At 60.1% G+C, this 24,739-nt stretch carries 26 protein-coding genes and 1 pseudogene; 13 read left to right on the top strand and 14 right to left on the bottom strand.

The annotated features are described in order from the left end of the window. From G9Q84_RS06365 to cfaB, 5 genes and pseudogenes are all read left to right on the top strand, one after another. Positions 1 to 305 (top strand): annotated as a pseudogene (locus G9Q84_RS06365) (cation-transporting P-type ATPase); the annotation flags it as partial. A 117-nt stretch (positions 306 to 422) separates the two neighbouring features. Then, positions 423 to 674 (top strand): BufA2 family periplasmic bufferin-type metallophore, encoded by a 252-nt coding sequence (bufA2, locus tag G9Q84_RS06360; RefSeq protein WP_032884507.1) that lies wholly within the window; start codon positions 423 to 425, stop codon positions 672 to 674. A 69-nt stretch (positions 675 to 743) separates the two neighbouring features. Beyond that, positions 744 to 1,589, top strand: coding sequence for an MNIO family bufferin maturase (gene bufB, locus G9Q84_RS06355; RefSeq protein ID WP_122681878.1), 846 nt, complete (start codon positions 744 to 746; stop codon positions 1,587 to 1,589). After that, entirely contained in the window at positions 1,580 to 2,368 is a 789-nt protein-coding gene (locus G9Q84_RS06350; protein WP_181639338.1) for an HvfC/BufC N-terminal domain-containing protein, read from the top strand. Before bufB ends, G9Q84_RS06350 begins: the two co-directional genes overlap by 10 nt. Before the next feature lie 86 nt (positions 2,369 to 2,454). Beyond that, the gene (cfaB, locus tag G9Q84_RS06345; protein ID WP_032884504.1) at positions 2,455 to 3,639 is read left to right on the top strand and encodes a C17 cyclopropane fatty acid synthase CfaB; all 1,185 of its coding nucleotides are present in this window, start codon (positions 2,455 to 2,457) and stop codon (positions 3,637 to 3,639) included. A 138-nt stretch (positions 3,640 to 3,777) separates the two neighbouring features. Here cfaB and cls read toward each other — a convergent pair whose 3' ends face one another. Beyond that, positions 3,778 to 5,217 (bottom strand): cardiolipin synthase, encoded by a 1,440-nt coding sequence (gene cls / locus G9Q84_RS06340; RefSeq protein ID WP_095185255.1) that lies wholly within the window; start codon positions 5,215 to 5,217, stop codon positions 3,778 to 3,780. A 130-nt stretch (positions 5,218 to 5,347) separates the two neighbouring features. Between cls and G9Q84_RS06335 the strand changes: the two genes are divergently transcribed. Continuing rightward, a complete protein-coding gene (locus G9Q84_RS06335) occupies positions 5,348 to 5,869 on the top strand; it encodes a DUF3617 domain-containing protein (RefSeq protein ID WP_032884502.1) in 522 nt (173 codons plus the stop codon). Here G9Q84_RS06335 and G9Q84_RS06330 read toward each other — a convergent pair. From G9Q84_RS06330 to folE2, 7 genes are read right to left on the bottom strand one after another with little or no spacing between them, the layout of a single operon-like run. Then, entirely contained in the window at positions 5,866 to 7,203 is a 1,338-nt protein-coding gene (locus tag G9Q84_RS06330) for a dihydroorotase (RefSeq protein ID WP_181643043.1), read from the bottom strand. The two genes, G9Q84_RS06335 and G9Q84_RS06330, sit on opposite strands and share 4 nt — an antisense overlap. 3 nt (positions 7,204 to 7,206) lie before the next feature. Next, positions 7,207 to 7,767 (bottom strand): gamma carbonic anhydrase family protein, encoded by a 561-nt coding sequence (locus G9Q84_RS06325; protein ID WP_032884500.1) that lies wholly within the window; start codon positions 7,765 to 7,767, stop codon positions 7,207 to 7,209. Next, positions 7,764 to 8,177, bottom strand: a complete 414-nt coding sequence (gene hisI / locus G9Q84_RS06320) for a phosphoribosyl-AMP cyclohydrolase (protein WP_095185253.1) — start codon at positions 8,175 to 8,177, stop codon at positions 7,764 to 7,766. The genes G9Q84_RS06325 and hisI overlap by 4 nt, the downstream gene beginning before the upstream one ends. After that, a complete protein-coding gene (locus G9Q84_RS06315; RefSeq protein WP_032884498.1) occupies positions 8,174 to 9,052 on the bottom strand; it encodes a metal ABC transporter substrate-binding protein in 879 nt (292 codons plus the stop codon). The genes hisI and G9Q84_RS06315 overlap by 4 nt, the downstream gene beginning before the upstream one ends. A gap of 11 nt (positions 9,053 to 9,063) precedes the next feature. Continuing rightward, positions 9,064 to 9,930: a metal ABC transporter permease gene (locus G9Q84_RS06310; RefSeq protein ID WP_032884497.1), complete on the bottom strand. Its 867-nt coding sequence runs from the start codon at positions 9,928 to 9,930 to the stop codon at positions 9,064 to 9,066. Beyond that, entirely contained in the window at positions 9,930 to 10,598 is a 669-nt protein-coding gene (locus tag G9Q84_RS06305) for a metal ABC transporter ATP-binding protein (protein WP_032884496.1), read from the bottom strand. The genes G9Q84_RS06310 and G9Q84_RS06305 overlap by 1 nt, the downstream gene beginning before the upstream one ends. Next, positions 10,595 to 11,485 carry a GTP cyclohydrolase FolE2 gene (gene folE2, locus G9Q84_RS06300; RefSeq protein ID WP_032884495.1) on the bottom strand — a complete coding sequence of 297 codons (891 nt, stop codon included), beginning with the start codon at positions 11,483 to 11,485 and terminating at the stop codon, positions 10,595 to 10,597. The genes G9Q84_RS06305 and folE2 overlap by 4 nt, the downstream gene beginning before the upstream one ends. Before the next feature lie 128 nt (positions 11,486 to 11,613). Between folE2 and G9Q84_RS06295 the strand changes: the two genes are divergently transcribed. Further along, positions 11,614 to 12,825 (top strand): N-acetylmuramoyl-L-alanine amidase, encoded by a 1,212-nt coding sequence (locus G9Q84_RS06295; protein ID WP_181643042.1) that lies wholly within the window; start codon positions 11,614 to 11,616, stop codon positions 12,823 to 12,825. Here the strand turns inward: G9Q84_RS06295 and G9Q84_RS06290 are convergent. Further along, positions 12,822 to 13,190, bottom strand: coding sequence for a hypothetical protein (locus G9Q84_RS06290; protein ID WP_032884493.1), 369 nt, complete (start codon positions 13,188 to 13,190; stop codon positions 12,822 to 12,824). The genes G9Q84_RS06295 and G9Q84_RS06290 overlap by 4 nt on opposite strands. 127 nt (positions 13,191 to 13,317) lie before the next feature. On the opposite strand from G9Q84_RS06290, the gene dksA reads away from it, so the two are divergent. The 4 genes from dksA to G9Q84_RS06270 are packed head-to-tail and all read left to right on the top strand — an operon-like array spanning position 13,318 to position 16,606. After that, on the top strand, positions 13,318 to 13,722 hold the full coding sequence (gene dksA, locus G9Q84_RS06285) for an RNA polymerase-binding protein DksA (RefSeq protein ID WP_032884492.1): 405 nt from the start codon (positions 13,318 to 13,320) through the stop codon (positions 13,720 to 13,722). Between the two features lie 27 nt (positions 13,723 to 13,749). After that, entirely contained in the window at positions 13,750 to 14,955 is a 1,206-nt protein-coding gene (gene zigA / locus G9Q84_RS06280; RefSeq protein WP_181643041.1) for a zinc metallochaperone GTPase ZigA, read from the top strand. Next, the gene (locus G9Q84_RS06275) at positions 14,955 to 15,599 is read left to right on the top strand and encodes a DUF1826 domain-containing protein (protein WP_181643040.1); all 645 of its coding nucleotides are present in this window, start codon (positions 14,955 to 14,957) and stop codon (positions 15,597 to 15,599) included. The genes zigA and G9Q84_RS06275 overlap by 1 nt, the downstream gene beginning before the upstream one ends. Positions 15,600 to 15,643: 44 nt before the next feature. Then, positions 15,644 to 16,606: a CobW family GTP-binding protein gene (locus tag G9Q84_RS06270; protein WP_181643039.1), complete on the top strand. Its 963-nt coding sequence runs from the start codon at positions 15,644 to 15,646 to the stop codon at positions 16,604 to 16,606. Here the strand turns inward: G9Q84_RS06270 and G9Q84_RS06265 are convergent. Next, the gene (locus G9Q84_RS06265) at positions 16,600 to 16,995 is read right to left on the bottom strand and encodes a DUF3301 domain-containing protein (RefSeq protein WP_032884488.1); all 396 of its coding nucleotides are present in this window, start codon (positions 16,993 to 16,995) and stop codon (positions 16,600 to 16,602) included. The two genes, G9Q84_RS06270 and G9Q84_RS06265, sit on opposite strands and share 7 nt — an antisense overlap. Positions 16,996 to 17,112: 117 nt before the next feature. Here G9Q84_RS06265 and pdxY point away from each other — a divergent pair, with 117 nt between their 5' ends. Beyond that, positions 17,113 to 17,985 carry a pyridoxal kinase PdxY gene (pdxY, locus tag G9Q84_RS06260; RefSeq protein ID WP_032884487.1) on the top strand — a complete coding sequence of 291 codons (873 nt, stop codon included), beginning with the start codon at positions 17,113 to 17,115 and terminating at the stop codon, positions 17,983 to 17,985. A 129-nt stretch (positions 17,986 to 18,114) separates the two neighbouring features. On the opposite strand, the gene G9Q84_RS06255 is transcribed toward pdxY, so the two are convergent. Beyond that, entirely contained in the window at positions 18,115 to 18,600 is a 486-nt protein-coding gene (locus G9Q84_RS06255; protein WP_003177014.1) for an acyl-CoA thioesterase, read from the bottom strand. Positions 18,601 to 18,891: 291 nt separating this feature from the next. On the opposite strand from G9Q84_RS06255, the gene G9Q84_RS06250 reads away from it, so the two are divergent. Beyond that, positions 18,892 to 20,655 carry a cation:proton antiporter gene (locus G9Q84_RS06250; RefSeq protein WP_032884486.1) on the top strand — a complete coding sequence of 588 codons (1,764 nt, stop codon included), beginning with the start codon at positions 18,892 to 18,894 and terminating at the stop codon, positions 20,653 to 20,655. A gap of 74 nt (positions 20,656 to 20,729) precedes the next feature. On the opposite strand, the gene G9Q84_RS06245 is transcribed toward G9Q84_RS06250, so the two are convergent. The 3 genes from G9Q84_RS06245 to uvrD form a co-directional block, all read right to left on the bottom strand. After that, a complete protein-coding gene (locus G9Q84_RS06245; protein ID WP_017739032.1) occupies positions 20,730 to 21,137 on the bottom strand; it encodes an SMI1/KNR4 family protein in 408 nt (135 codons plus the stop codon). Between the two features lie 143 nt (positions 21,138 to 21,280). Next, positions 21,281 to 22,150, bottom strand: coding sequence for a Tim44 domain-containing protein (locus G9Q84_RS06240; protein WP_032884485.1), 870 nt, complete (start codon positions 22,148 to 22,150; stop codon positions 21,281 to 21,283). Positions 22,151 to 22,339: 189 nt separating this feature from the next. Further along, positions 22,340 to 24,523: a DNA helicase II gene (gene uvrD / locus G9Q84_RS06235; protein WP_095185244.1), complete on the bottom strand. Its 2,184-nt coding sequence runs from the start codon at positions 24,521 to 24,523 to the stop codon at positions 22,340 to 22,342. Positions 24,524 to 24,739 lie beyond the last annotated feature (216 nt).

Here is a 24,739-nt window from a genome sequence, read left to right as displayed (position 1 = left end):
CAATGGGGGCGGGCGGGGCGGACATCGCGCTGGCTTCAGCGGACGTGGTGCTGATCGGCAGCGACCTGCGCCGCCTCGGCACCTGTGTGCGCTTGAGTCGCCAGTGTCGGCACACGTTGCAGGTCAATGTGATCATCGGTCTGGGCTGGACGCTGGCGATTGTGGTGTTCGCCGCATTTGGCTGGTTGGGGGCCGCAGGGGCAATGATCGCGGCAGTGTTGCACAACCTCAGCACGTTGCTGGTGCTGGGTAACGCCGGGCGTTTGCTACGCTTCCACGAGCCGCTTTTGAAACTCGACGAATAATTTTCAGCAATATTTGCGCACCGCTGTAACGCCGGTGGGGGGCCTCACTCTAGTGGTGTGTCGAGACTGAACAATCCGTTCAGACCGACGCCACTACTGATCATGAGGAATACAACAATGAACATTAAATCCGCCGCTGCTGGTGCCGCTTTCGCGATGGCCGCCGCTACCATGTTTGCTGGTGTCGCCACCCAGGTACAAGCCGCAGACGCGCCAGTGCATTGCTACGGCGTAACCTCCTGCAAGGGCATGAACGACTGCAAGACCGCTGAAAACGCCTGCAAAGGCCAGGCAGAGTGCAAGGGCCACGGCTTCAAGGCTATGACCAAGGCAGCCTGTGACGCGGCTGGCGGCAAAGTCGGCGAATAACCGGCAAACGAGTGCAACCGCAGCGGCAGCCCCCCTCCGCTGCGGACACACTTTCCCCAGGAGTCAGCCATGTCCGCTTCCCTTCCAAGTCTGGGTTACGGCCTGGGTTTACGCAGTGAGTACTACCAGCAGATCCTTGAACAATCGCCGGCCGTGGATTGGTTCGAAGTGATCTCCGAGAATTATCTGGTGCAGGGCGGTAAAGCCTTGTACTTCCTGGACGCGATAGCCGAGCGCTATCCCCTGGTGATGCACGGGGTGTCCCTGTCCATCGGCGGGCCCCACGCCATCGATATCGATTACCTCAAGCAGATCAAACAGCTCGCCGAGCGTATTCAACCGGCGTGGGTTTCCGATCATCTGTGCTGGAGCCGCGGCAGTGCGCACCAGTTGCACGACCTGCTGCCTCTGCCTTACACCGAAGAAAGCCTCTATCACGTCGCCAGCCGCGTTCGCCAAGTGCAGGACGTGTTGCAGCGTCCGCTGGTGCTGGAAAACGTCTCCAGTTACGTGCGTTCCAAGGCAGATGAATTCACCGAGTGGGAATTCCTCAACGCCTTGGCTCATCTGTCGGGGTGCCAGTTGTTGCTGGACGTCAATAATGTGTATGTCAGCTCTCGCAACCATGGCTTCGATGCCTGGACCTTTATCCGCAACCTGCCGCCCGACAGCATTCGCCAGCTGCATTTGGCGGGGCATATGGACTATGGCGACTACGTGGTCGATACCCACGACCATCCGGTCTGTGATCCGGTGTGGGCGCTGTACCAACAGACCCTGGAGCACGTGGGGCCTGTGTCGACGCTGTTGGAGCGCGATGACCATTTTCCGCCGTTCGAAGAGCTGCTCACCGAGTTGAGCAAGGCCCGCGAACTGGGCGCCACCGCCTTGGCCAGGAGAGCGGTATGCGCCTGACCGATTGGCAGTTGGCCTTTGAACAGCATTTATTAGCCCAAACCCCCGACGCCAACAGTGGCTTTGCCGCCACTTTATTGGGCGGGCCGACGCTGGACGTAGACACGGGCCTGGCGATCTATCACAACGCCTATATCGCGCGGTTGCAGGAAGTACTGCGGCACGACTTCAGCGCCATCCTCTATTGGCTGGGGGATGATGAGTTTGCGGCGCTGACCCACGCTTATGTACGCCGTTATCCGTCGGCCCATTACAGCTTGCGCTGGTTTGGCGAACGGTTGCCGGCGTTTATCCACGAGCACCTCGTGGCCGAACAAAGTGCACCGCTGGCAGAGCTGGCTAAGTTGGAGTGGGCTTTTACCCTGGCCTTCGATGCGCCGCAGGGTCAGCCGCTGTCCCTGAATGACATGGCGCTCCTGCCGCCCGAAGATTGGCCGGGTTTGCAGGTTGCCCTGACACCGTCCGTGCAGCAGCGACTGTGTCACTTCAACAGCGTGGGCATCTGGCGTGCCAGCAAAGATGGGGCGGATTTCCCAGGCAGCTACACCTTGGACCTGGCGCAGATCTGCCTGGTATGGCGCCTTCATCAGGTGTGCCATTACCGCAGCCTGGAACCTGCGGAAGCCTTAGCATTGGCCGGTATGGTGACGACCGGTTGGACCTTCGCAGAACTGTGTGAGCAGCTAGCAGTCACTTATGCAGAGGGTGCGCCGCTGCAGGCTGTTACATGGCTGAAACAGTGGGTCCAGGACGGTTTGCTCCAACGCCGAGCTCCATAGAAGAGGGCTATCAAATCGATAGCCTCCTACTTTTATTGGGATGGTCTACCCTCAGTTCAGACGTCTGAAACAAGGGGGGACTACTCATGCTCGCGCAACTTCCACCGGCCTTACAGAATCTTCAGCTACCGCTGCGTCTGCGACTCTGGGACGGCCATGAATTCAACTTGGGCCCAGAGCCCAGTGTGACCATCGTGGTGAAGGACCCCACGGTCGTCTCGCAACTGACCCATCCCACACTCGACTCACTGGGCGAAGCCTTCGTCGAGGGCAAACTGGAGCTGGAAGGTTCCATCAGCGAAGTGATCCGGGTCTGTGATGAGCTGAGTCATGCCTTGATCGAGGGCGACGGCGACAGTCATCCGGTGCGCTCGATCCACGACAAGGCCACGGATGCGGCGGCGATTTCCTACCATTACGACCTGTCCAATGAGTTCTATCAGCTGTGGCTGGATCAGGACATGGCGTACTCCTGCGGCTATTTCGAAACCGGCAGCGAATCCATCGACCAGGCCCAACAAGACAAATTCCGCCACCTGTGCCGCAAGCTACGCTTGCAGGCGGGGGAGTATTTGCTCGACGTCGGTTGCGGATGGGGCGGGCTGGCGCGGTTTGCGGCGCGGGAGTTCGGGGTGAAAGTGTTTGGCATCACCCTGAGCAAAGAGCAGTTGGTATTGGCTCGGGAGCGAGTCAAAGCCGAGGGACTGGAAGACCAGATCGACCTGCAACTGCTGGACTACCGTGATCTACCCCAGGACGGCCGATTCGACAAAGTCGTAAGCGTGGGCATGTTCGAACACGTCGGCCACGCCAACCTGGCGCAGTACTGCCAGACCCTGTTCGGTGCGGTGCGTGAAGGCGGCCTGGTGATGAACCATGGCATCACCGCCAAGCACACCGATGGCCGCCCGGTGGGCCGTGGCGCCGGGGAGTTTATCGAGCGGTACGTGTTCCCAAACGGTGAGTTGCCACACTTGGCAATGATGACCGCCGAGATCAGCGAAGTCGGGCTGGAAGTCGTCGACGTCGAAAGCCTGCGCCTTCACTACGCCCGAACCCTGGACCATTGGAGTGAGCGGCTGGAGGACAACCTGGAAGCGGCGGCCAAGATGGTGCCAGAACAGGCGTTGCGTATCTGGCGGTTGTACCTGGCCGGTTGCGCCTATGCGTTTGCACGGGGTTGGATCAACCTGCACCAGATCCTCGCGGTGAAGCCTCACGCGGATGGTAGCCATGAACTGCCGTGGACGCGGGAAGACATCTATCGCTGATCTGATGTTCCAGAAAGGTGAAGATCCAACTGTGGGAGGGGGCTTGCTCCCGATAGCGGTATATCAGTCGCCACCCGTTGACTGACCCCCCGCTATCGGGAGCAAGCCCCCTCCCACATTTTGTTTTGTGTTGTCTGGTTAAAGGATTGGTGAGATCAAGCGCGCCACACGCATCCCAAGTTGTTGCAGGCGCCGTGTTTCGCGGCTTTCTTCCTGGCTGACTTCATGGGCCTGCGCGAAGTCATCGAGCAGCATATGCTCCACCTCCTGGGCGAAGGCTTCATCGACGGTCAGCAGCATCACTTCAAAATTCAGCCGGAACGAACGGTTGTCCATGTTGGCACTGCCAATGGCGCTGATCTCGCTGTCCACCAACACTACCTTCTGATGCAGAAAGCCCGGCGTGTAGCGGAACACCCGCACTCCGGCGCGCACGGCTTCGATGGCGTAGAGGCTGGAGGCGGCATACACAATGCGGTGATCCGGCCGCGACGGCAGCAGCAGGCGCACATCCACTCCGCGTAGTACCGCCAGGCGCAGAGCGGCAAACACCGCTTCATCGGGGACGAAATACGGGCTGGTGATCCATACCCGCTCGGTCGCTGCGTGGATGGCCTCGACGAAAAACAGCGAACAGGTTTCATACGGATCGGCCGGACCGCTGGCGAGCAATTGGCAGAGCACGCCATCTTCGGGATAGGTGTCCGGCAAGATCAGCGGCGGTAGTTCGCGCGCGGCCCAGAACCAGTCTTCGGCAAACGACTCCTGCAGGCACGCCACCACGGGACCTGTGACCTGTACATGGGTATCGCGCCATGGCGCCAATGGCGGTTTTTTGCCCAGGTATTCATCACCCACGTTATGCCCGCCGACAAACCCGGTGATGCCATCCACCACCACGATTTTGCGATGGTTGCGAAAGTTGACCTGGAAGCGGTTGAGCCATCCACTGCGGGTGGCGAAGGCCTTGACCTGCACGCCGGCGTCGCGCAGTGATTGCACGTAGCGATGGGGCAGGGCGTGACTGCCAATGCGGTCGTAGAGCACGTAGATGGCCACGCCTTGGGCAGCCTTTTCTTTCAGCAGCGTATGTAATTGGCGGCCAAGTTCATCGTCATGAATGATGAAAAACTGAAACAACACAGCGGTTTTGGCGTTGCGAATGGCTTCAAAGATCGCGCTGAAGGTGGCGTCGCCATTGATCAGCAGGCGTACTTCATTGTTGGCCAGGCACGGCATGCGACCCAGTTTGGGCATGGCGCGCAACGAGGCGTAAGCGCTGGAGTTGCGCGCAGCGAGCGCCTCCTCAACCCAAGGACGCCAGTTCAGCGCGGTGATGGCGGTGTGCATTTCCTGATTGGCCTGGCGCCGCGCCTGGATATACGCGTCGAAGGTGCTGCGGCCAAAAATCAGGTAGGGGATCAACGTGAGATAGGGCATGAACATCAGCGACAAGGCCCAGGCTATCGAGCCTTGAGCGGTCCTGACGGTCAGCACCGCGTGGATCGCGGCGAGAGTCCCGAGAAAGTGCAGCGTGGCGATGAAGTAGGCGAGCAGGTGCGGGCCAAAGAAATCCATGGACGACAGTACTCCAGACAATCCAATGCCTAACAGACCATGTTCGGCTGCGAATGTCGCTATTTTATTTGGCGTGCAACACTGGCGCCTTTGCAGCGTCTAACGCCCACAATTGCCCAGGAGTTACCCGATGAATGCTCGTCTGCTCTGTTTATCCATGGTTGTTGGTTTGTCGTTGCCGGTGGCAGCGCAGGCGCAGATGCTGGCGCCGGGTTTGTGGGAATTGACCACCAGCAATATGAAAGTCGATAACCAGGACCTGCCGGACCTGTCGCTGATCCTCGGTCAGCTCAAGCAACAGATGACCCCCGAACAGCGCGCGATGCTCGAAAAGCAGGGCATCACCATGGCAGGTAAAGGCGTGCAGGTGTGCCTCACTCCAGCCCAGGTCGCCTCGGACTCAATCCCTTTGACCGACCCGCAATCGGGCTGCAAACAGGAAGTGACCGACAAAACCGGCAACCAGTGGAAATTCCGTTTCAGCTGCCCGAAAGCTCAGGGCACCGGAGTCGCCACTTTCCAAAGCCAGAAAGAATTCACCACGACCGTCAACGGCACCTTCAATGCCACCGGCATTCAGCAGAAGGGCAGCCTGGACACTCACGCCCAGTGGCTGGGCAACGATTGCGGTACGGTCAAACCACGCGCTTAACGCAGAAAGTGCAGCGGCAAACCCTGGCAGCTGTCGACCACCTTGCCGTTGTGCCAGGCCAGGTGGCCGGAGACCAGGGTGGTGCTGACGCTGTGGCGAAAGCTGCGCTCTGCAAAGGGCGTCCAGCCGCAGCGGGCAAGAATCGGCTCATCCCTGACCGGCTTACCTTCGGGCTCGGGTTTGATCAGCACCAGGTCGGCCCAATACCCTTCACGCAGATAACCACGGTCCGGGATAGCAAACAGGTCGGCGACCCGGTGGCTGGTCTTCGCGACCAGCGTGGCCAGCGGCAGCAGCCCGTCTGCCACCAGCTCCAGTAACGCCGGCAGCGCATGTTGCACCAGGGGCAATCCCGACGGCGCTTCGCGATAGGCCAGTTGTTTTTGCGCCCAGGTATGCGGCGCGTGGTCTGTGCCAATCACATCCAAACGATCATTCAATAACGCCTGGCGCAACGCGTCGCGGTCGGCACGGGTCTTGATCGCCGGGTTGCATTTGATCTGATGGCCGAGGCGGTGATAGTCCCGGTCATCGAACAGCAAGTGGTGCACACAGACTTCGGCGGTGATGCGTTTTTGTGCCAGGGGCTTGTCTTCAAACAGAGCCAATTCGCGCGCGCTGGTGAGGTGCAGCACATGCAGGCGCGTGCCGTGGCGCTGGGCTAACTCCACCGCGAAAGAGGACGAGCGATAGCAGGCCTCGGCGTCGCGGATCAGGGGGTGCGCGACGGCGGGGATGTCATCGCCGAAACGCTCGCGCAAGCGCCGTTCGTTGGCCTGGATACTGGGCGTGTGTTCGCAGTGAGCCAGGAGGATGGTCGGGACTTCGGCAAACAGACGCTCCAGGATCCGTGGGTCGTCCACCAGCATATTGCCGGTGGACGCGCCCATGAACACTTTGACTCCCGCCACCTCGCAGGGGTCGAGGGCGGCGACGATGTCGAGATTGTCGTTACTTACCCCGAAGTGAAAGCCGTAGTTGACCACCGAGTGCAGGGCCGCGCGGCGTTTTTTATCGGCCAGCGCCTCCAGGTTCAGGGTGGCCGGGTTGGTGTTGGGCATGTCCATCACACTGGTGATGCCGCCAGCCGCGGCCGCGCGGGACTCACTGTAGAAACTGCCTTTGTCCGGCGCGCCGGGGTCACGAAAGTGCACCTGGTCGTCGATCATGCCCGGCAGTAGCCATTGCCCCTTGGCGTCGATGGCCAGTGGCGCGTTACAGCCGGTGATGCTGCTGGCGATCTTTTCGATGCGGCCATTGGCGACCAGCACGTCGGCGTCGAAAATCTGGCCCTCGTTGACCAGGCGGGCGTTGCGGATCAGCAGGCGGCTCATGGCTTAGAACTCGTTTTGCAGGGCTTTGTAACCGCGCACCAAGTCGACGTTGGTAAGTGCCACGTCTTCGGAAAACTCCGAGGCGCTGACGCTCACCGGTGGGAATTGCGACAGGTCGGTATTCGGTCCGATGCGGGTGGTGGAGGGCACGTAGAACGCGGCGGGTAAATCACGACCGTCGACCACCGAGTTATGGCGCACCACGCACCCATCGCCCACGGCGCAGTTGAACAGCACGCTGTTGAAACCGATGAATACACGGTCGCCAACTGAGCACGGGCCGTGGACGATGGAGCGGTGGGCGATGGAGGTGAACTCACCGATGGTCACTGCTGCGCCGGATTTGGAGTGGATGACCACACCGTCCTGAATATTGGAATTGGCGCCGATGGTGATCGGATCCATGGCGCCGCTGGCGTCGACTTCGTCTGCGCGGATCACCGCATACGGGCCGACGAAGACGTTCTCGCCAATGATGACCTTGCCGCAGATGATGGCGGTCTTGTCGACGTAGGCCGATTCGGCAATCACTGGCAGATCGCCGGAAGGGTTCTTGCGGATCATGCGCTGGGCTCCGTGATGATGTGGACGTAGTCGCCATCAATGGCGTTGTAGAAACAGGTGGGCCGGCCTGTGTGGCAAGCCGGGCCGAGTTGGTTGACGATCAGCAGCACCGCGTCGCCGTCGCAATCCAGGCGTGCTTCCACCAACTGCTGCCAGTGACCGGAGCGTTCACCTTTGCGCCACAGTTGCTGGCGCGAGCGTGACCAGTAGCAAACTTGCCCGGTAGTGAGGGTTTCGGTGAGGGCCCGGCGGTTCATCCAGGCCAGCATCAACACCTCGCCGCTGCTGTGTTGCTGGGCGATGGCGGCAATCAGGCCATCGCTGTTCCATGGCAGGGCATCGAGCACCGGTTTGAGTGGGAAGCGACTGCCTTTGGCAGCCCCTTCCAGTTCGAGCATGCTCAGGTTCATGGCTTGCTCAGGGCGGCGCACAAGGTGTTGAGGTTGTATTCGAACAGCCCTGTAAACGTGCTGGCCGGGCCTTCGGCGGCGAGTGCGTCGGAGTACAGCGTGCCGCCGATCTGCGCGCCGCTTTCGTCGGCAATTTGCTTGAGCAGGCGCGAGTCTTTGATGTTTTCCATGAACACGGCTTTGACCTTGTCTTTGCGGATCTGTGTGATCAGCGCAGCGACTTCAGCGGCAGAGGGTTCACGTTCGGTAGACAGGCCTTGGGGGGCGAGGAACTGAATGCCATAGGCCTGGCCCAGGTAACCGAAAGCGTCATGGGAGGTGACGATGCGGCGGTTGCCTGGGGGCAGAGCACTGAATTTGGTCTTGGCTTCGGCCAGCAGGCGGTAGATTTCTTTCAGGTAGGTTTGGCTGTTGCGCAGGTAGTCGGCCTTGTTGGCCGGGTCGGCAGCCACCAGCGCCTTGGTGATGTTGTTCACATAGATTTCAGCGTTGGCCAGGTTATGCCAAGCGTGCGGGTCGGGAATGGTTTCGCCATCCTCTTCCATGGTGTGGGAGATCACGCCTTTGCTGGCGGTGACCACCGTGGCTTTGGTTTCGGTGCTGGTGACTAAGCGGTCCAGCCAGGGTTCGAAACCGAGGCCGTTCTTGATGATCAGCTTGGCCTTGAGCAGCGCCTTGGCATCGTCCGGTGTGGGCTCGTAGGTGTGGGCGTCGGCATCCGGGCCGACCATGTTGCTGATCTGAATGTGGTCGCCACCGATCTGGTGCGTAATGTCATTGAGAATACTGAAGCTGGTGACCACCTGGAGTTTGTCGGCGGCCTGGGCCATCGACAGCGGCAGCAGCAGGCTGAACAGCACGAGTAGAGCGCGCATCGGGAGACACCTCATTGGGATGTAAGCAGGGGCGGGCGGCGCATCAAACCGTGCACCGGACCGAAGACCACGGACAGCAGGTACCCAGCGCCAGCCACCAGCACAATCGCCGGGCCGCTGGGCAGTGAGTAGTAGAACGACAACAACAAACCAAGCCATACCGACAGGCATCCCAGCACCGCCGACACCGCAATCAACACCGGCAGGCGCCGGCTCCAGAAACGTGAAGCGATGGCGGGTAACATCATCAGACCCACCACCATCAACGCGCCGATGGCCTGGAAACCGATCACCAGATTCAGCACCACCAGGGTTAAAAACAGCCCATGGGCCAGCGGGCCAAGGCGGCTGACGGTTTGCAGGAACAGCGGGTCGAGGGTGTCCAGCAGCAGTGGTTTGTAGATCAGTCCCATGGCGACCAGGCTGAACCCGGACACCCAGAGCATTCCGGTAAGGGTGGTTGCGTCGACGGCCAAGGCAGAGCCGAACAGCAAGTGCAAAAGATCCAGGCGTTTACCGGCGAGGCCGAGGATCAGTACGCCAGCGGCAAGGGAAATGGGGTAGATGGCGGCGAGGCTGGCGTCTTCGCGCAGGCCGGTACGGCGAGTGATCCAAGCGGAGAGGCCAGCCATGCTCAGGCCGGCGCCGAGGCCGCCGATGGTCAGCGCCGGCAGGCTGAGCCCGGCGAACCAGAAACCCAGCGCAGCGCCGGGCAGGATGCCGTGGGCCACGGCGTCACCGATCAGGCTCATGCGGCGCAGGATCAGGAAGACACCCAGCGGGGCAGTGCTGCACGCGAGTACAAGTCCGCCGATCAGTGCGCGGCGCATAAAGACGAAGTCGAGGAAGGGCATCCATAAGTGGGCGGCGAAGTGCATCAGGCCACCTGCATCTGGGGCTGCGGGCGGATCAGCTCTTTGCTATCGCCGAACACACAACCGGTGTTTTTGATTTGCAGCACTTGCTCGGTGTGGTGGCGTACGGACGCCAAATCGTGGCAAACGATGACCAGCGTGCGGCCTTCGGCATGCCAGGCGTGGATATGTTTCCAGCACAGCGTCTGGCCGTCCTCATCGAGGGCTGCGTGGGGTTCATCGAGCAGCAACACCGGCGAATCGGCCAAACTCATGCGGGCGAGTAGGGCGCGTTGCAATTGGCCGCCGGACAACGCCATCAGCGGGCGCTGTTCCAGGCCACTGAGGCACCAGTCTTCCAGCACTGCTTGCAGGCGCTGATTGCGTTGTTGCGGGGGGAGTCGGGTGCCCCAGAAACCGGCGGCGACCAGTTCTTGCAGGCTAATGGGGAATTGGCGGTCAAGGTGTTGCTGCTGAGGCAGGAACGCTAGGCCGCCACGGCGTGGAACATCGACGACCACCTTGCCAGCCAGCGGCTTTTGCAGGCCAGCGATGACTTTGAGCAGGCTACTTTTGCCGCAGCCATTGGGACCAATTACGCCGGTGAGGCTACCTTTTTCCAGGATGAGATCTATGGCGGGTGTGAGTGGTTGTCCGGGGGCGCCCCAGCGCAAAGCGTTGCAGGTGATCATTCAGGGTGTCTCGTCCAGCGGCTTTCAGCCACGGCATCGTGCGCGTGCAGGCTTTCGGCGTGGATCACTTTGAGGTGGAAGGCGTTGACGGCATCCGAGCGTTTCAAGGCGAGGTTCAGGCGGCGGGCGGCGTCTTCGCAGAACATTAGGTTCTGTCCGTTGGCCAGGGCGAAGGCTTGTTCGTCTGCACGTTTCACAGCGGTTTGTACGGCGGTGCCGAGTGCAGCTTCGGCGTCGTTGATGATGTCGGTCAGCGCCAGTTGCTCGCCTCGCAGGTGTACGTGCAACTGCGCGCTGCTGCGCTGGCTGTGGGGTGTGGCGACGATGCCGTCTGCGCTACCGAGCCAGGTCAGTACGTCTTCATGCTGCAACGGCGTGTCAGCGAAGTCTTCGAGAAATTGCTGCTGAATCAACTGCCTGGCCAGGGCAGCGGAACAGGGGCAAGTTGAGGAATAAGTAACGTTAATTTTTAGTTCCACGTGGAACATCTGATTTTCCAGGCGCGCTTCGATGCTGACTGGGTAGCCTTTCCAGCCAGCTAAGGGGCTGACCAGCGCCGGGCGTTTCAACAGCAAATTCGTGTGCAGACGCAGGTAGGCGTTCTTAGATAAATCTTCATGACTGTCGAGAAAACGCTGCAGTACATTGCGCAGAAGTGCAGGCGTGAGGGGCTGCTGGTCGAGCATCTCCAGTGCCAGGTACAGGCGTGACATATGAATGCCACGGGCGGTGCCGTCATCCAGGCTCACGCCGGCATCGGCGGTGGCGGTCAGGCGCTGACCGTCGATCAGGATTGGCAGGGCGATGCCGCACATGCCGACCCAGTCGAGTGGCAAGGCTTGGCGTGAAGCCTGCGCGGCGATATCCGGCAGAGTCAGCGCGTTCATGAGCAGGTCCATCGTTGGAAATAATTCGATATGTTATAGTATAACAATAGAGTCTACGATGAATTTTCTGTCGTAGGCTTTTTTCAGTCATGTCGAGTACGGACGCTCATTTATCTGCGGTATTTGTCATGCACAGACGTCAGCTTCTCAATCTGCTCTTGGCCAGCCCCTTTTTTGTTTTGCCGCTCACGGCCTACGCCACGCAGATTCGTAACGCGCGTTTATGGCGCTCAGATGACAAGCTGCGGTTGGTGTTCGACCTCAGCGGTCCGGTGCAGTACAAGACCTTCTCCCTGACGGCGCCGGAGCGCCTGATCATCGACCTGAGCGGCGCGGTTCTCAGTGGCGACTTTTCTCAACTGGAGTTGAAGAACACCGGAATCACCTCGATTCGCTCGGGGCATTTCGGCAAATCGGATACGCGCATCGTGCTCGATCTGGCCGCACCGATGCGGCTCACCAGCTTTGTGTTGCCGCCTCAGGAGGGTCAGGGGCATCGCCTGGTGCTCGATCTCACTGGCGCCACTCAGGCGCCACGTCAAATCGCGGCTGAACGTGCGCCCTTGGTGGCGCTAGTGGAAAAGGCGCATCCCAAGCGCGACATCATGGTTGTGGTCGACCCCGGCCACGGCGGCAAAGACCCGGGCGCTATCGGCTCCAAGGGCCAGCGCGAAAAAGACGTGGTGTTGTCCATCGCCCAACTGCTGTCTAAGCGTTTGAAGCGCGAGAAGGGCTTTGACGTGAAACTGGTGCGCAACGACGATTTCTTCGTGCCGTTGCGCAAGCGCGTGGACATCGCCCGTCAGCACAAGGCCGATATGTTTATCTCGGTGCACGCCGATGCTGCGCCGCGGCTCACCGCTTCAGGAGCCTCGGTGTATGCGCTGTCGGAGGGCGGCGCGACCTCGGCCACCGCACGCTTTATGGCCCAGCGCGAAAATGGCGCGGACCTGTTGGGCGCTACCACGTTGCTCAATCTGAAGGATAAAGACCCGATGCTGGCCGGCGTGATTCTCGACATGTCGATGAACGCCACCATCGCCTCAAGCCTGCAACTGGGCAGTTCGGTGCTCGGGAGCCTGCAAAGCATTACCAGCCTGCATCAGAAACGTGTGGAACAGGCCGCGTTTGCAGTGCTCAAGTCACCGGATGTGCCCTCGATCCTGGTGGAGACGGGCTTTATCTCCAATGCCCGAGACGCCCAGCGCTTGGTGACGGCGCGTCATCAACAGGCGGTGGCGGATGGCTTGTTCGATGGCCTGAAAAACTACTTCCAGAAGAATCCGCCGATGAACAGTTACATGGCGTGGGTGCAGGAACAAAAGAATGGTCAGGCCTAACAGCCGGTAATGCGGCTGCAGGTGAACTTGGCGCTGGCCCCGCCGGAGCTGGAGAAGCGATTGATCGTGGTCCAACCCACGCGCCGCGTGTAGCCGACCCACGCCTCCCCATCTGACGCCAAACCAGTAAAAAACGTCAGTTGCCCATAACGGCTGTTGGTCTGTGCCCAATAGCGTTTGCCGACCACCTCGAAACCGCGCAAATACGTGGTACTGCCCTCGGTCGACACACTGTAGGCGTTGCCCAGTGGGTCGACACAGGCCAGCAGGTTGGCGCTGCGCGTGCAGTTGGCCAGCAGGCTGGGCGCTTGGGCGCAAGCAGTCCCTGCCGCTGCCAGTAACAGGGCGCACAACAGGTATTTCATAAGGTTTCTCGGGGCAGGGATGCGTTCAAGCATTGCCCTCTTTGTCGAAGCTAGCAAGGGGGGATTGGATTATTTGTATTGTTATACTATAACATTGAAAAACAGCCTGACCCGTGAACCTCTCCCCATGACTGAACAAGACCTGCTGACCCAACCGCCTGCCGACTACATGAATGAAGCCCAGCATGGCTTCTTCCGCGAACTGTTGTTGGCTCAGCGCACTGAACTGCAAGCGCGTATCGAAGGCGAATTCCTGGTGCTGCGCGAGCAGGAAACCAACAGCGACCCGGCTGACGTGGGCAGCGCCGAAGAGCAGCGCCAATGGCAACTGCGCCTGCTGGAACGGGAGAAGAAGCTGCTGGACAAGATCGACGACGCCCTCGAACTGTTGGCCCGTGGCGAATATGGCTGGTGCCGCGAAACCGGCGAACCCATCGGCCTGCAACGTCTTCTGCTGCGTCCCACCGCCACCCTGTGTATCGAAGCCAAAGAACGTGAAGAGCTGCGCGAACGCCATAAACGGGCGATTTGACCGGCTAACCCTGATGAGGATTACCTGATGCCCAATCGTCTCCCCGTTACCGTGTTGTCCGGCTTTCTCGGCGCCGGTAAAAGCACATTGCTCAACTATGTCCTGCGCAACCGCGAAAATCTGCGCGTGGCGGTGATTGTCAACGACATGAGTGAAATCAACATCGACGGCAGCGAGGTGCAGCGTGACGTCACCCTCAACCGTTCCGAAGAAAAGCTGGTGGAGATGAGCAACGGCTGTATCTGCTGCACCTTGCGTGAAGACTTGCTTGAAGAAGTCGGAAAACTCGCCAAGGAAGGTCGGTTCGATTACTTGTTGATTGAATCCACCGGTATCTCCGAACCGTTGCCGGTGGCAGAAACCTTCACCTTTCGCGATGAAAATGACCAAAGCCTGGCCGATGTTGCGCGCCTGGATACCATGGTTACCGTGGTCGATGGCATGAACTTCTTGCTCGACTACCAGGCCGCCGAAAGCCTGGCTTCGCGGGGCGAAACCCTCGGGGAAGAAGACGAGCGTTCAATCACCGACCTGTTGATCGAGCAGATCGAATTCGCCGACGTCATCTTGATCAGCAAGATCGACCTGATCAGCAGCAGCGAACGCGAAGAGCTGATGGCTATCCTTGAGCGCCTCAATGCTCAGGCGGAAATCATCCCGATCGTCATGGGCGAGGTGCCGCTGCACAAGATCCTCAACACCGGCCGCTTTGACTTCGAGCGTGCGGCCCAAGCGCCAGGCTGGTTGCAGGAGCTGCGCGGTGAGCATGTACCGGAAACCGAAGAATATGGCATCGCGTCCATGGCCTATCGCGCACGCCGCCCGTTCCATCCGCAACGCTTCTTCGACTTTATCGATCGACCTTGGGTAAACGGCAAACTGCTGCGCTCAAAGGGCTTTTTCTGGCTGGCCAGCAAGCATCAGGACGCCGGTAGCTGGTCCCAGGCAGGCGGCCTGATGCGTCACGGGTTTGCCGGACGCTGGTGGCGTTTCGTACCGAAAAGCCAATGGCCACAAGACCAAGAAAGCGTCGCGGCGATTATGGGCAACTGGCAACTGAGCACCGGCGACTGCCGCCAGGAACTGGTGTTTATCGGGCAGAACATCGACTTCGCCCACATGCGCGTCGAGTTGGATGCGTGCTTGCTCACCGATGAAGAAATGGCCCTTGGCGTGGAAGGGTGGCGCCTTTTGGCTGATCCGTTTGGTCCCTGGTATGAAGAGGCAGCCTGATGCTGGCACCGGCTATCCCCCTGCGCCCCGTGATTCGCCAGACCCGCGGTGAAACCCCGCTGGCGCTGTCCGACATCCTCGAAGACGGCGTGAACCTGGCGCTGTGGCAGCGCCAGTTGCCGCTGCATATCGCTGAGTTCGGCGCCTTGCTTGTGGCACTCAACGAGCCGTTGGCTGATTCGATGGTGATCGAACTCAACAGCGAAGACGCCAAGCCGAACTTGCGAGGATTGGCGTCCAGTTGCCGCGATCTTGAAGGTTATGAAGGCTTTGTCGCCGATGTGTCGTGGCTGGTCAGTGCTTTTGCCTGTCTGCTCGGCGCCAAGCGCATAGGCGTTCGTCTGCGATTGTTGGATAAAGCCATGTGCCCGCGTTTTCACGTCGATCATGTGCCGGTGCGGCTGATCACCACCTATGCAGGTATCGGCAGCCAGTGGTTGCGTGAAGGGGTAATGGACCGGCGCAAACTCAGCCAACCGGACGCCGAGCCCAGCGAGCGCATTGAGCAGATTCAGTGCGGTGAAGTGGCCCTGCTCAAGGGCACCAAATGGCATGGCAACGAAGGCCACGGCCTGATCCACCGCTCCCCCACGCTGAAAGCGGATGAGCGCCGATTGATTCTGACGCTGGATTGGCTCGCGTAACCGCGTAGGATCAAACGCTCTACACGGTCCGAACGATGGCACTTATGCTGCAGAACATTCCCACCCACGTGATTGCCGGGCCCCTTGGCGCTGGCAAGACCAGCCTGATCAAGCACCTGCTCGCCCAACGCCCGGCCAACGAGCGCTGGGCGGTGCTGATTAATGAGTTTGGGCAGATCGGCCTGGATGCTGCGTTGCTGACCCAGGACGACGACGGCATTGCCTTGGGCGAGGTCGCTGGTGGCTGCCTGTGTTGTGTGAATGGCGCACCGTTCCAGGTAGGCCTGGGCCGGTTGCTGCGTAAGGCCAAGCCGGATCGGTTGTTTATCGAACCCTCGGGCCTGGGCCATCCTGCGCAGTTGCTCCAGCAGTTGCGCGAAGCGCCGTGGCAGACGGTGCTTGCGGTTCAGCCTTGTGTGCTGGTGCTGGATGCCCAAGCGCTGGCTGCGGGCAAACCCTTGCCGCCAGCGCAGCAGGAAGCGTTGGCCAGTGCCGGACTGTTGGTGTTGAACAAGGATGAGGGGCTGGATGCTGCGCAACGCGAGGCCGTCGAACGACAGCTACCCGACCGTGGCATTTATTGGACGCGGCAGGCGTACGTGCCGCTCGGCAAACTGCCAGGTTTGAATGCGCAGGCTGAAGAGGCTGTGGATAACGTCGAGGTGCCCAAGGGGCTGGCTCAATTGCCGGCTATCTGGAGCGATCCGGCATTGCCGATCTGCCTGAGCCAGGCCCAGGAGGGCGGTTGGAGTATCGGTTGGCGCTGGCACCCGAGCCAGAAATTCGATTCCGAGCGTCTGCACCTGTGGCTGACATCGCTTGAGTGGCGCCGCGCCAAACTGGTTATCCACAGCCGTGATGGGTGGATATCGGCCAACGCTGTGGATAACAGCCCGCTCGCCTTTCACCCCAGTGAATGGCGCCGCGACTCACGTATCGAATTGATCTTCAGCACACCACAGGATATGGCTGCATTGCAGGCCGCGCTGACTGCCTGCCGTTACTGACGGTTTTTAGTCGCATGGTTCTGACGCCATTGGCTCAGCTCAATGACTTCAGCACTGGGCAGCGCTTCCTTGGCCTCGAACGGGTAGGGCGCCAGTTCGATCTGCGCGCTATGGGCGCCAAATTGCGTGATGGTCCCGCTGTGACGGGTCTCGCCCGTGACGGTGAACTCGAAATTATAGATACGCGCCAGACGCCGCCGGCCATTGGCGTCCTTCACAAAACCGATGCGTTTCAACGCTACGGCACCGTCGAGCAATTCGATATCGAGCTTGGCGCAATGCTGCTTCACCCGCGCGAGCGCCCGTTCGCGCAGGCCGTGGTTGTGCCAAACCCAGGCGGCGCCGGTCGCCAGCAGCATCAACACGAAGATGTTTCCCAGGGTCAGCATGCGAAAAACTCCAACAAAGTGAGAGCAGCTTAACTGTGTCGCTGGCCTGTCGTACAGGCTGTGTTTAGTCGCATACTGCGCGGCCAGAATTTCAATGGCTTTACGGAAATCCCCTGCATGAAACGCACACCTCATCTGCTTGCGATCCAGTCTCATGTGGTCTTTGGCCACGCCGGAAACAGCGCCGCCGTGTTCCCCATGCAGCGGGTCGGGGTGAACGTCTGGCCGCTTAACACTGTGCAGTTCTCCAACCACACCCAGTATGGCCAGTGGGCGGGCGAAGTGTTGGCGCCGCAGCAAATTCCGGCGTTGGTGGAAGGGATTGCCGCCATCGGTGAGTTGGGCAACTGTGATGCGGTGCTGTCCGGCTATCTGGGCAGCGCGGCTCAGGGCCGGGCGATTCTCACCGGTGTGGCGCGTATTAAAGCGATCAATCCCAAGGCCTTGTACCTGTGCGACCCGGTGATGGGTCATCCTGAAAAAGGCTGCATCGTGCCCCAGGAAGTCAGCGATTTCCTGCTCGATGAAGCCGTCGCCATGGCCGACTTCCTGTGCCCCAACCAACTGGAATTGGACAGCTTTGCCGGGCGCAAACCGCAGTCGCTGTTCGATTGTCTGGCTATGGCCAAGGCGTTGCTGGCTCGCGGGCCTAAAGCCGTGTTGGTCAAACACTTGGATTACCCGGGCAAGTTGCCGGATGGTTTCGAGATGCTGCTGGTGACCGCCGACGGCAGCTGGCACCTGCGTCGACCGCTGCTGGCGTTCCCGCGCCAACCGGTGGGCGTGGGCGACCTGACCTCGGGGTTGTTCCTGGCGCGGGTGTTGTTAGGCGACAGCCTGCTGGCCGCGTTTGAATTCACCGCAGCGGCCGTGCACGAAGTGCTGCTGGAAACCCAGGCTTGCGCCAGTTACGAGTTGGAGTTGGTGCGGGCCCAGGATCGCATTGCCCACCCACGTGTGCGCTTTGAAGCCACCCCGATCGGATTGTAAGTACACAACACCCAATGTAGGAGGGGGCTTGCTCCCGATGGCGGTGTATCAGCTACCTAAGTAATGGCTGACCCACTGCAATCGGGGGCAAGCCCCCCCACATTTTTGATCGGGTTTGCGGCTTGGGACTTACAGCGCGTCTGCCTTGATTTCCTGGTAGCGCTTCTCCAGCTCCTGGCGAATCTGCCGGCGTTGCTGGGCCTGCACGAACCGGCGCTTGTCTTCACTGTTATGGGGTTGCAGCGGTGGTACGGCAGCGGGTTTACGCTGGTCGTCCACGGCCACCATGGTGAAGAAGCAGCTGTTGGTATGACGCACCGAGCGCTCGCGGATGTTCTCGGTCACCACCTTGATGCCCACTTCCATCGACGTATTGCCGGTGTAGTTGACCGATGCAAGGAACGTCACCAATTCGCCGACATGGATCGGTTCGCGAAAAATCACCTGATCCACCGACAACGTCACCACATAGCGACCGGCATAACGGCTCGCACAGGCGTAGGCCACTTCGTCGAGGTACTTGAGCAGGGTGCCGCCGTGGACATTGCCTGAGAAGTTGGCCATGTCAGGGGTCATCAATACCGTCATCGACAGCTGGGCGTTTCCGGGTTCCATAACACACTCACGGGTTGTAGGCATTGGTTGGGGTGCACCTCTGCGGGTGCTGGAATCTTTGCAGCGCCATCCCTTACGGGACGCCGGTGGGCGGCTTGCCGTCACGCCTGCACCGATCTGTTTCCATATATTGCACCGGCTTTCTGCTGGAAGTCGCGGTGTTAACCTTCAAAAGCCCATGTCAGGGCATTTCTTACGATCAAGGCAGACTTTTCCTTCCGCACTTTGCGCATTTTCATGTGCGTGGGCGGAAGTGGGAAAAGCGCCAGTACCCTCAAGGAGCCCCTCGCCATGCACGCCATCAGCTTTATCCAGGACTTGGCCGTGATCATGCTGGTGGCAGGGGTGGTCACCATCCTGTTTCACCGCCTCAAGCAGCCGGTGGTGCTGGGTTACATCGTCGCCGGCTTCATCATCGGCCCCCACACGCCGCCGTTCGGTCTGATCCACGACGAAGACACCATCAAGACCCTCGCCGAGCTAGGGGTGATCTTCCTGATGTTCTGCCTGGGCCTGGAGTTCAGCCTGCGCAAGTTGTTCAAGGTGGGCGCGACGGCGTTTATCGCAGCCTTCCTGGAAATCATCCTGATGATCTGGATCGGCTACGAAATCGGCCGCTGGTTCGACTGGAACACCATGGACTCACTCTTCCTCGGCGCGATCCTGGCGATTTCCTCGACCACCATCATCGTCAAGGCCCTCAATGACCTGAAAATGAAGAACCAGCGTTTTGCCCAGCTGATTTTCGGCGTGTTGATCGTTGAAGACATCCTTGGCATCGGCATCATCGCCTTGCTGTCGAGCATCGCCGTCAGCGGCACCGTGAGCTCCGGCGAGGTGTTCTCCACCGTCGGCAAGCTCTCGCTGTTCATGATCGTCGCCTTGGTGATTGGCATCTTGCTGGTGCCGCGTCTGCTGGCTTACGTAGCTAAGTTCGAAAGCAATGAGATGCTGCTGATCACCGTATTGGGCCTGTGCTTCGGCTTTTGCCTGCTGGTGGTCAAGCTGGAATACAGCATGGTGCTGGGGGCTTTCCTGATCGGCGCGATCATGGCCGAGTCCAAGCAGTTGATTAAGATAGAACGCCTGATCGAGCCGGTTCGCGACATGTTCAGCGCCATCTTTTTTGTGGCGATTGGCTTGATGATTGACCCGCAGATCCTGCTGCAATATGCCTGGCCAATCGCGGTAATCACCGTGGCCGTGGTGCTGGGCAAGATGCTGTCCTGCGGCCTGGGCGCATTTATCGCCGGTAATGACGGCCGCACCTCACTGCGCGTGGGCATGGGGCTGTCACAGATTGGCGAGTTTTCCTTCATTATCGCCGCGCTGGGCATGACCTTGCAGGTAACCAGCGACTTCCTGTATCCGGTGGCGGTGGCGGTTTCGGCGATCACTACACTGCTCACCCCCTACCTGATTCGCGGTGCTGATCCCCTGTCGCTGAAGATTGCGGCAGTGATGCCCAAGCGCATGAGTCGGGTCTTCGGGATGTACGGCGAGTGGTTGCGCAGCATTCAGCCTCAGGGCGAGGGCGCGATGCTAGCGTCGATGATCCGCAAGATCATCCTGCAAGTAGGGGTGAACCTCGCGCTGGTGATCGCGATCTTCTTCGCTGGCAGCTTTTTTGCGGTGCGCATTGGTGGGTATCTGGAGGGTTGGATCAGTGATCCGAGCTGGCAGAAGGCGTTGATCTGGGGAGGGGCGTTGTTGTTGTCGCTGCCGTTCTTGATAGCGGCTTACCGCAAGCTCAAGGCGCTGTCGATGCTGCTGGCGGAAATGAGCGTGAAGCCGGAAATGGCCGGGCGACATACCCAGCGCGTGCGAAGGGTAATCTCGGAGCTGATCCCGATTCTGTCGTTGCTGGTGATCTTTCTGCTATTGGCAGCCTTGTCGGCCAGCATTTTGCCGACCAACAAGTTGCTGGTGCTGATTGCAGTAGTCGCGGCGGCGGTAGCGGCCGTTCTGTGGCGCTGGTTCATTCGCGTGCATACGCGGATGCAGGTGGCCTTGCTGGAGACTCTGGACAATCACAAGGACACGTCGGAGCACTAAGGTGCTGCGGTGCATTCGCTTGTGGCGAGCGAGCTTGCTCGCCACAAAAACCGGTCCGCCACGGGTGACAGGACTCAGCTTTCCAGCCAAACATCCCGCGCCCAGTGCCACACCGATTCCCACGTTTCTTCGGTGACGAGTTCTTCTTCGCCGGACCACAGCACCACGGTGCCGTCTTCTTCAACGCAGTAGTAGTCGTCGCCGTCCTGGCAGATCGGGATCATGCTGCGGTCAACGCCGGCATCCCAGGCGTTGGCTGCCACATCCGGCAGGTACGTGTGGGATTGCGGGTCGGTGACGGTCACCGGTTCCAGGCTGCCGTACACCACATCGCTGACGGTCAGCAGGAATTCACGGAAGACAAACGGGATGTCGATGAACAGTTGTTCTTCGATTTCCACCAGTTGATCTTCGTCAGGCAGTTCCAGAGGAACCGGGACCGGTTCGTTGGCTTCACGCAATTGTTCGATGATTTCTTCCACGGCCGGGATCCTCTTGCTAGATGGCGCGGTTTATAGGGGCGTTTTATACAGTAGCTCGCTATAAGTGCAACCGTGAAATAGAAAACCCCGGACATGAGACATGTCCGGGGTTTTTCGTTACGGCGTGCTCAAGCGCGTGGGTATCAGCCGTTTTGGCGAATACCGGCGACCAGCCATGGCTGGTTCTCGCCTTGAGGGCGTTCCATGTTCCAGCTTTCGCTGAACACTTCGCCCTGGTCGAAACGCGAGGTCTTCGACACACCGCTGAAGGTCAGGGTAGCGATGGTCTTGTCGGCGCGATCATCCACACCGTCCAACTGAACGCGCAGGTCGTCAATGTAGGTCGACTGGAACGCGTCGCCGATCTCGGCACGTTCGCGTTTGAGGAACTCCAGCAGTTGCGGGGTCACGAACTCGGCGATCTTGTCCATTTCGTTGGCGTCCCAGTGTTGCTGCAGGGACTGGAAGTGGCTGCGGGCCGCTTCGACGAAGCGCTCTTCATTGAACCAGGCCGGTGCGTTGATCACCGGACGGGCCGCAGCAGGCGCTGCCGAACCACCAAAGATCGAGCCCATGGCTGGTTTCTGCTCGAACACTTCACGCTGCATTGGCGCGCCGGCTGGAGCCAGGTGCTCCTGCTGCTTGCGGCGACGGGCGGCGATAAAGCGGAAGACCAGGAAGGCGATGACGGCCATTATCAGGATGTCGAAGATCTGCATGCCCTCGAAGCCGCCGCCCATGAACATGGAGGCGAGCAGGCCACCGGCCGCTATACCGGCCAGAGGGCCAAGCCAGCGTGAAGCACCGCCAGCCTTGGCTGCGGCGCCAGCAGCACCGGCTGCGCCTGCGGAAGCGGCAGCACCGCCTGCACCGGCGGATGGAGCCATTTGGCTGGTCTGGTGAGTCGGTGCCGCACCCGAGCTTTTGCCGCCACCGAAGCGTTTGGCGTTGGCGTCGAGGCTCATCGTCAGGCCGATGCACAACGCCATGGCGATGCTAAGAAAACGTTTCATAAAGGGAATTCCCATTTGTGGATTGCACGCGCGCCATGTTGCACAGGTGTAGTGGCAGTGGCTAGCGGCATAATGTTTCGGGCTTTTGCGTAAGACCGATTCCGAAGGATCTGTAGGACTGATTACTGATATTGGCCCGCGCTCGTTGAATACAAGGGCGGGCCAATAAGCTTCATGTAGGTAAATGTTTCAGACTGCTTCGAGCTTCGCGTAACCCATCATCAGCCATTTGCTGCCTTCGGCGAAGTTCACCTGCACTCGTGCCTGGGCGCCAGCGCCTTCGAAATTGAGGATCACGCCCTCACCGAAGACCGCATGCCTGACCTGCTGGCCCAAGCTGAACGGAGTTTCCGGAATCTCGGAACCGGCAAACATACTGCTGGAGTTCTGCTGTTGGCCGCCACCGAACGGGCGGCTGACGCTGTTGGACAGGCGAACTTCCTGAATCAGGCCCTTCGGTACTTCACGTACGAAGCGCGACACCTTGTTGTAGGTCTCGCTGCCGTACAGGCGTCGGGTCTCGGCGTAAGTCATGACCAGGTTCTGCATCGCCCGAGTGATACCCACGTAGGCCAGGCGACGTTCTTCTTCAAGACGGCCGGGCTCTTCCAGACTCATCTTGTGGGGGAACAGGCCTTCTTCCATGCCCACCAGGAACACGTACGGGAATTCCAGGCCCTTGGCGCTGTGCAAGGTCATCAGCTGGATGCTGTCTTCATGCTCATCGGCCTGGGTATCACCGGCTTCCAGCGAGGCGTGTCCGAGGAATGCGGCGAGTGGGGTCAGCTCTTCGTCTTCCTCGGTGTTTTCGAACGCGCGGGCGGCGCTGACCAGTTCCTCAAGGTTTTCTACTCGGGCCTGGCCTTTTTCGCCTTTTTCCGCTTCGTGATAGGCGATCAGTCCGGACTGCTCGATCACGGTCTGGGTCATCAAGTGCAGGGGCATTTCCAGGCACTTGGCGGCCAGATTCTCGATCAGCTCTACAAACACGCCCAGCGCACCTGCTGCCCGCCCGGTCAGGCCTTTGTTGGCGATCAGCAAGCGCATGGCTTCCCACATCGACACGTCGGCGTGGCGCGCGTGGTCGCGGATTGCTTCGACGGTTTTTTCGCCGATACCGCGGGCCGGGATATTGATCACCCGCTCCAGCGCCGCATCATTGCCGCGACCTTCCAGCAAGCGCAGGTAGGCCATGGCGTTCTTGATTTCCGCACGCTCGAAGAAGCGCTGACCGCCATAGATGCGGTACGGGATGCGTTCGCGCAGCAAGGCTTCTTCCAATACCCGCGATTGGGCGTTGGAGCGGTACAGAATCGCGATATCGCTACGTGCCAGGCCGGTTTTCAGGGCGCTTTCAATGGTTTCCACCACATAGCGCGCTTCATCGTGCTCGTTGAAGGCTGCGTACAGGTTGATCGCTTCGCCTTCGCCGCCGTCGGTCCACAGCTCTTTGCCCAGGCGTCCGGTATTGTTGGCGATCAAGGCGTTGGCGGCCTTGAGGATGCCAGCGGTAGAACGGTAGTTCTGCTCCAGACGGATGGTGACCGCGTCCGGGAAGTCTTCGGAATACTGGTAGATGTTCTCGATTTTCGCGCCACGCCAGCCGTAGATGGACTGGTCGTCGTCACCCACTACCATCAGGCTGTCGCCGCCCTTGGCCAGCAGGCGCAACCAGGCGTACTGCACGGCGTTGGTGTCCTGGAACTCATCCACCAGAATGTGGCGGAAGCGTTTCTGGTAATGGGCCAGCAAGCCGGGGTTGTCGCGCCACAGGTCGAGGGCGCGCAGCAGCAGTTCGGAGAAGTCGATCACGCCGGCACGTGCGCAAGCAGCCTCATAGGCTTCATAAATGCTGCGCATGGTGGCCAGGAAAAGATCGCCGCTGGCTTGAATATGTTGCGGGCGCAGGCCTTCGTCTTTCTGGCCGTTGATAAACCACTGCGCCTGGCGCACGGGCCAACGCTGTTCGTCGAGGCCGAGTTCGCGGATCACGCGCTTGACCAGGCGTTGCTGGTCGTCGCTGTCAAGGATCTGGAAGGTCTGGGCGAGGCCAGCTTCCTGCCAATGGGCCCGCAACAGGCGGTGCGCAAGGCCGTGGAAGGTGCCGACCCACATGCCGGCCGGGCTGATGCCCATCAACTGTTCGATGCGATGGCGCATCTCGGCAGCGGCCTTGTTGGTGAACGTCACCGACAGGATGGAGTGCGGAGACGCGTTTTCGACCTGGATCAACCAGGCGATACGGTGCACCAGCACTCGGGTTTTACCGGAGCCAGCACCGGCCAGGACCAACTGACGGCCAACGGGGGCCGCTACGGCCTGGCGTTGGGCATCGTTGAGGGAGTTCAGCAAAAGAGAGAGATCATCGCGCATCGGCGCATTCTAGGGTGCTGGGGGGAGTCGGGCAAATCCCAATGCCGGGTGGTCGATGGAAAATATTCAACGTGATCCGGGCCGGCTCAATATTCTGCTCAGGGTGATGACCGGTCGGTCAATGCCCACAGCCCGCGCCGGGTCTCGCTGAAGCCGTCTGGCACCGAGCTTTGCGGCGTGTAACCACGCAGTTTTTATGACGTGGAGCAGTTTGGC

The organism is Pseudomonas sivasensis (genome assembly GCF_013778505.1).
In the GTDB taxonomy this organism is placed as follows: Bacteria; Pseudomonadota; Gammaproteobacteria; order Pseudomonadales; family Pseudomonadaceae; genus Aquipseudomonas; species Aquipseudomonas sivasensis.
This window is presented reverse-complemented; position numbering and strand designations above follow the sequence as displayed.